Annotated in this window: 5 protein-coding genes; 4 read left to right on the top strand and 1 reads right to left on the bottom strand. The window is 71.2% G+C overall.

What is annotated here, in order from left to right; translation table 11 throughout:
* The coding region (locus tag NJ4_RS11500) for a hypothetical protein (protein WP_217996841.1) at positions 1-326 on the bottom strand (326 nt) is incomplete at its 3' end.
* Between the two features lie 172 nt (positions 327-498).
* On the opposite strand from NJ4_RS11500, the gene wecB reads away from it, so the two are divergent.
* From wecB to NJ4_RS25660, 4 genes are all read left to right on the top strand, one after another.
* Entirely contained in the window at positions 499-1,575 is a 1,077-nt protein-coding gene (gene wecB, locus NJ4_RS11495) for a non-hydrolyzing UDP-N-acetylglucosamine 2-epimerase (protein ID WP_067434720.1), read from the top strand.
* Positions 1,572-3,383: a glycosyltransferase family protein gene (locus NJ4_RS11490; RefSeq protein WP_217996840.1), complete on the top strand. Its 1,812-nt coding sequence runs from the start codon at positions 1,572-1,574 to the stop codon at positions 3,381-3,383. Before wecB ends, NJ4_RS11490 begins: the two co-directional genes overlap by 4 nt.
* Positions 3,383-5,551 (top strand): acyltransferase family protein, encoded by a 2,169-nt coding sequence (locus NJ4_RS11485; RefSeq protein ID WP_067434715.1) that lies wholly within the window; start codon positions 3,383-3,385, stop codon positions 5,549-5,551. The genes NJ4_RS11490 and NJ4_RS11485 overlap by 1 nt, the downstream gene beginning before the upstream one ends.
* A partial coding sequence (locus NJ4_RS25660; RefSeq protein ID WP_157551087.1) for a hypothetical protein occupies positions 5,548-5,984 on the top strand: 437 nt, incomplete at its 3' end. The genes NJ4_RS11485 and NJ4_RS25660, both read left to right, overlap by 4 nt.

The following is a 5,984-nucleotide window of genomic DNA, read 5'->3' as shown; positions in this document are numbered from 1 at the left end:
AGCTCGCGCAGGCGGGCGCCGGCTCGGCCGGCCAGGCGGGCCTGTTCATGGGCGCGGCTCAGGTCGCCGGCGGCGTACGCCGACAGGGCCCTCGCGTACGGCGACGGTGTCCTCGCGTGCGGCGACTGTGCCGCGGCGTACGCCGGCCCGGGCCTGGTGGAGGTGGCCAGGCGAGAGAGCGGGCCGGCGACGCCGGGCAGGACACGTGCCCCGATCGAGGCAGTGTGCCCTCGCCCGCGGGCCAGGTGCCTCCGGACCACCGAGGCGGCGATCGGGAGGGTGCGGGCGGTGAGGAGCAGTCGGGCCGACGTGCGTGACGCGGTCATGGCTGCTCCTCTCGTGTGCGTGGCCGTGGTGCGGCCGTCCGGGACGCGCCGGGCGCCCTTCGATTACTAAGTACAGTAACTTACTAGATATAGTCACGATGCAGTGAATCGGTCCGTGTCGCCCGCGACCCACCCGGACCGGGTATGTCCCCGAAACCCAGAAGAGGCCCCCATGACCACGAAGCTCACCCATGTGGCCGGAGCCCGCCCCAACTTCCCGAAGGCGGCTCCGGTGATCGCGGCCGCCGGCGAGCTCGGCCTCGAGCAGACGCTGGTGCACACCGGCCAGCACTACGACGAGGCGATGTCGGAGGTGTTCTTCCGCCAGCTCGGCCTGCCCACCCCGGACGTCGACCTCGGCGTCGGCTCGGGCAGCCACGCCACCCAGACCGCCCGCACCATGACCGGCCTCGAGGAGCTGTTCCTGGCCCAGCGGCCCGACGTCGTGGTCGTCTACGGCGACGTGAACTCGACCGTCGCCGCGGCCCTGGTCGCCGCGAAGCTGCAGATCCCGATCGCCCACGTCGAGGCCGGCCTGCGCTCCTTCGACCGCACCATGCCCGAGGAGGTCAACCGCCTGGTCACCGACCGACTCTCCGACCTGCTCTTCGCGACCAGCCCCGACGCGGTCGCCCACCTCGGCAACGAGGGTGTGGTCGCCGACCGGATCCACCTGGTCGGCAACCCGATGATCGACACCCTGCTGGCCAACCTCGACCGGTTCGACGTCGCCGCCGCCCGCGCGCGGCACGGCCTCGAGGGTGACTACGCCGTCGCCACCCTGCACCGCCCGGCGAACGTCGACGACCCGGCCGACGCCTCGGCGCTGGTCAAGGCGCTGCACGCGGTGGCCGACCAGGTCGACCTGGTGCTGCCCCTGCACCCGCGCGGGCGGGCGGCCTTCGAGGCGGTCGGCCTCTTCGACCACCCGCGCGTGGTCGTGCTCGACCCGCAGGGGTACGTCGAGTTCCTCGGCCTGGTCCGCGGCGCCCGGGCGGTGGTCACCGACTCCGGCGGCGTGCAGGAGGAGACCACGATCCTCGGCATCCCGTGCCTGACGCTGCGGCCCAACACCGAGCGCCCGGTGACGATCACCCACGGCACCAACCAGCTGGTCACCCGCGAGGACGTCCCGTTCGTGCTCGCCGACGTGCTGGCGGCGCCCACTGCGACCACGCACAAGGTGCCGCCGCTGTGGGACGGCAAGGCGGGTGCCCGCATCGCCGCCGTGCTCCAGGAGTTCCTGTGAGGTTGCTCCGCGGACGACTGCACCGCCCCCGGCTGCCGGCGTACGCCCTGCCCGAGGTGGTCCCGGCCCGCACGACCGTTGCGGCGGTGATCCTCGATCCGTTCTCCGAGCTGGCCCTCCGCTACGAGTGGCACCAGGTGAAGGTGACGCCGACCGACTGGCAGGCGGTCCTCACGGAGCAGCGCCCCGACCTGCTCTTCGTCGAGTCCGCGTGGAACGGCAACGACGGTGCCTGGCGGCTGCACATGACCCGCGACCACCAGCCGTCGCCGGAGCTGCGCGCGCTGGTGGCGTGGTGCCGCGACGAGGGCATCCCGACCGTGTTCTGGAACAAGGAGGACCCGCCCAACTACGACGTCTTCCTCGAGACCGCCCGGCTCTTCGACCAGGTCTTCACCGTCGACGCCGACCGGATCCCGGTCTACCAGCGCGACCTCGGCCACGAGCGGATCGACCTGCTGCCCTTCTCCGCCCAGCCGCGGCTGCACAACCCGGTACGCCGCGGCAGGGGCCGGGTGCTGCCGATCGCGTTCGCCGGCACCTGGTTCGCCGAGAAGCACCCGGAGCGCCGCGAGCAGATGGAGCAGCTGCTGCGCCCGGCGCTCGACCGCGGACTCCACATCTGGTCGCGCATGCAGCGTGGGGACAAGCGCTACCGGTTCCCGGCGCCCTACCGCAGGCACGTCGTGGGCTCGTTGCCCTACCCGAAGATGATCGCGGCCTACTCGGCGTACCAGGTCTTCCTGAACGTGAACTCGGTGACCGGCTCCAAGACGATGTGCAGCCGCCGGCTCTTCGAGCTCTCCGCCGCGCAGACCGCGGTGATCACCACGCCGGCGGCCAGCATCGAGCCGTTCTTCGGCTCCGATCTCGAGGTGGTCCGCGACGCCGACGAGGCGCGCGCCGCGATCGACGTGCTGCTCGGCCAGGACGAGTACCGCGACCGCCAGGCGCTCAAGGCCCACCGTCGGGTGTTCGACGAGCACCTCTGCACGCATCGCGTGGACACCGTGCTGCGTTCCCTCGGTCTCGGTCTTCCGTTGGTCGAGGAGCGAGCGCCATCGAGCGTCTCGAGACCCGGTGGGGTGATCTCGACTGGCCTCGGGACGGCACTGGCGGCCTCGGTCAGTGCGGTCGTCCCGACCATGCGACCCGAGCAGCTCGACCACGTGCTGGCCATGATGGGCAGCCAGAGCCACCGCGACCTCCAGCTGGTGCTGGTCACCCACGGCTTCGAGGCGCCGGCCGACCTGCGTCAGCGCGCGGCACGCGCAGGGCTGGAGAACGTCGTCACCCGGCACGCCGACGCAGTCCTCACCCTCGGCGCCTCCATGAACCTCGGCGTCGACGCGGCCGACGGCGAGCTCGTCGCCAAGGTCGACGACGACAACTTCTACGGCCGGCACTACCTCACCGACCTGGTGCGGGCGCTGGACTACTCCGGCGCCGACGTGACCGGCAAGTGGGCCCACCTCGTGCACCTCGAGTCCAGCGGCGCCACGCTGCTGCGCTTCGAGCACGCCGAGCACCGGTTCACCGACCTGGTGCAGGGCGGCACGCTGCTGACCCGTCGTGAGCTCGCCGCCGACGTGCGTTTCGAGGACCTGCCGCGCCGGGTCGACACCACGTTCCTCGAGAAGGTCAAGGCGCGCGGCCTGACCACCTACTCCGCGGACCGCTTCAACTTCGTGTCCGTGCGCCGGGTCGACCCCGGCAGCCACACCTGGCCGATCACCGAGAAGCAGTTGATGGCGCGCTCGTCGCGGCTCCTGTTCTACGGCAACCCCTACCCGCATGCGGAGGCCTGATGACCACGCTCACTGAACGACTGTCCGCCGAGGCGTCACCCGGAAGGCGCCGGGCCGATCCCTCCGGCAAGGCAGTCAAGGGCAACAGCCGGATCCGCCGCGACATCGAGGGCCTGCGCGCGGTCGCCACCTTCCTCGTCCTGCCCTACCACGCAGGGCTGATGCTCTTCCCCGGCGGCTTCGTCGGCGTGGACGTCTTCTTCGTCATCTCCGGTTTCGTGATCACCGGCCAGCTGATGAAGGAGGTCGACCGCACCGGACGCGTGCGGTTGCTCGGTTTCTACGCGCGCCGGGCCAAGCGCCTGTTGCCCGCGGCCTCGGTCGTGCTCGGCGCGACCGCGGTGATGACCTGGCTGTGGGTGCCGAAGATCCGGTGGGAGACCACCGGCGGCGACATCGTCGCCTCCGCGCTCTACTTCGTGAACTGGCGCCTGGCCGACCGCTCGGTCGACTACCTCGCCGAGGACATCACCCCCTCGGCCGTGCAGCACTACTGGTCGCTCTCGGTCGAGGAGCAGTTCTACTTCGTCTGGCCGATCCTGCTCCTCGGCGCCGTGGTGCTCGCGGCGCGGCTCGGCGTACGGCGCAAGCCGGCGCTGCTGGTCGGCTTGGCCCTGGTCGCCGTACCGTCCTTCGCCTGGGCGGTGCACCAGTCGTTCTTCGCCAGCGAGCGGGCCTACTTCATCACCACCACACGCATGTGGGAGTTCACGATCGGCGCGTTCGTGGCGATCCTGGCCACCCGCCTCGACCGGATCCCGAAGGGCCCGGCCATCGTGCTCGCCTGGGCCGGTCTCGGCATGATCCTGCTGGCCGGGCGCATCTACACCTCCGACATCACCTGGCCCGGCCACTACGCCGTGCTGCCGACCGTGGGCGCGGGGCTGATGATCGCGGCCGGTGTCGCGGCCGGTCCGAGGGGACCGGTGGCGATCCTGGGCAACCGGTTCATGCTGTTCATCGGCTACCTGACCTACTCCCTCTACCTGTGGCACTGGCCGCTGCTGATCGTGGCCCGCGAGCACTTCGGCGGCATCTCGGTGCTGACCGGACTGGTCATCGTCACCGCATCGATCATCCCGGCCTGGTTGACCTTCCACCTCGTCGAGAACCCGCTGCGCAACTCGAAGTTCGTGGGCAACACCAGGGTCTCGCTCTCGCTGGGGGTGAACTGCACCCTGATCGCGGTGGTCGCCGGGCTGATGCTGGTGGCGCTCTTCGGCAGGGCCGCCGGCCCGACGATCGACCCGGCCAACGTCAAGGGCTCGATGGCGCTCTCCGCCAGCTCACCGAAGGACGACCCGGCCGGCGCACCGGTCGACTCGGTGCGGGGCGGGATCACCCCGAACCCGCTCGAGGCGCCCAAGGACGTGCCCGACCTGTACGCCGACGGCTGCCAGGTCGACACGGACGTCGCCGAGGTCGTCTCGTGCGAGTACGGCGCTGACGACGCCGCCACGACGATCGCGGTGGTCGGCGACTCGAAGGCCGCCCAGTGGGTGCCGGCCTTCCAGGTGCTCGCGAGGACCCACGACTGGAAGATCGTGACCTACACGAAGTCCGCCTGCCAGTTCTCCACGGCCACCTCCGTGCTGGACGGCGAGCCCTACGACACCTGCCGTGAATGGGGCGGTGACGTGCTCGACCGGCTCACCGGTGACGAGAAGCCCGACGTGGTCGTGACCGCGGGCCAGCGCGACTCCGCGTTGACGGGTGACGGCGACGACATGTCGGAGGACACCATGCAGGCCGGGCTCGAGGACGCGTGGACCCAGTTGCGCGAGGCCGGCATCGAGGTCGTCGTACTCGCCGACACCCCGCAGACCGGCAGCGACGTCTACGCCTGCGTCTCCGAGCACCAGGACGACCTCACCCAGTGCACCTACGACCGCGACCACGGGGTCGACGGCAGCGGGGTCGAGGTGCAGAAGGCGGCCGCCGACGAGCTCGGTGCGGTCGACATCTCGCCGGGCGCGGCCCGGGGGAGTGGCTCCGCACAGGGGCTCTACTTCCTGGACCTGGTCGACGCGATCTGCCCGACCGACGAGTGTGCGCCGGTGATCGGCAACGTGCTGGTCTACCGCCAGGGCTCGCACCTCACCAAGACCTACATCGAGACGCTCGCCCCGCGGGTGGAGACGGCACTCGCGAAGGCGGGTGTGCGATGAGCCGGGTACGGCGCGTGATCTCGACCGTCCGCTCGCTGGCGCTGGCTGCTCGACCAGCGAGGAACACCTCGACCCGTGAGGAGTGGGCGCTGCCGCCGGAGCGCGGGCCGGCGCGCCCCGACGTACGCGCGGTGGTGCTGGCCGGCCGCCGGCTGAGTGAGGGACTGGCCGCCCAGTGGCGACAGCGCGAGCTCCATGATCTGGTCGGCGCTTCCGTGGGTGAGCAGGCGCTCACGGACGCCGACCTCCTTCTCGTCGAGTACGTCGACGGTGCGGTGCCCGACCACGAGGCCGTCGTGGTCTCCGTAGCCCTGCGTGCGGCGATCCGGGCCGGCGTGCCCGTCGTGGTCTGGGCGACCGCCGGGGGACCGCCCGCACACGTGACCGCGCTGGCCGAGGCAGGCACCCGGGTCTTCGTCGCCGACCCGGCGCA

Source organism: Nocardioides jensenii JCM 1364 = NBRC 14755 (genome assembly GCF_001552535.1).
In the GTDB taxonomy this organism is placed as follows: domain Bacteria; phylum Actinomycetota; class Actinomycetes; order Propionibacteriales; family Nocardioidaceae; genus Nocardioides; species Nocardioides jensenii.
The sequence above is the reverse complement of the archived record's forward strand: the minus strand, read 5'-3'. Positions and strand labels throughout refer to the sequence as shown.

What these genes read in the sequence shown, in the direction of transcription:
- NJ4_RS11485 (WP_067434715.1), top strand. Translation starts at nt 3,383, where the DNA reads ATGACCACGCTCACTGAACGACTGTCCGCCGAGGCGTCACCCGGAAGG.
- wecB (WP_067434720.1), top strand. Translation starts at nt 499, where the DNA reads ATGACCACGAAGCTCACCCATGTGGCCGGAGCCCGCCCCAACTTCCCG.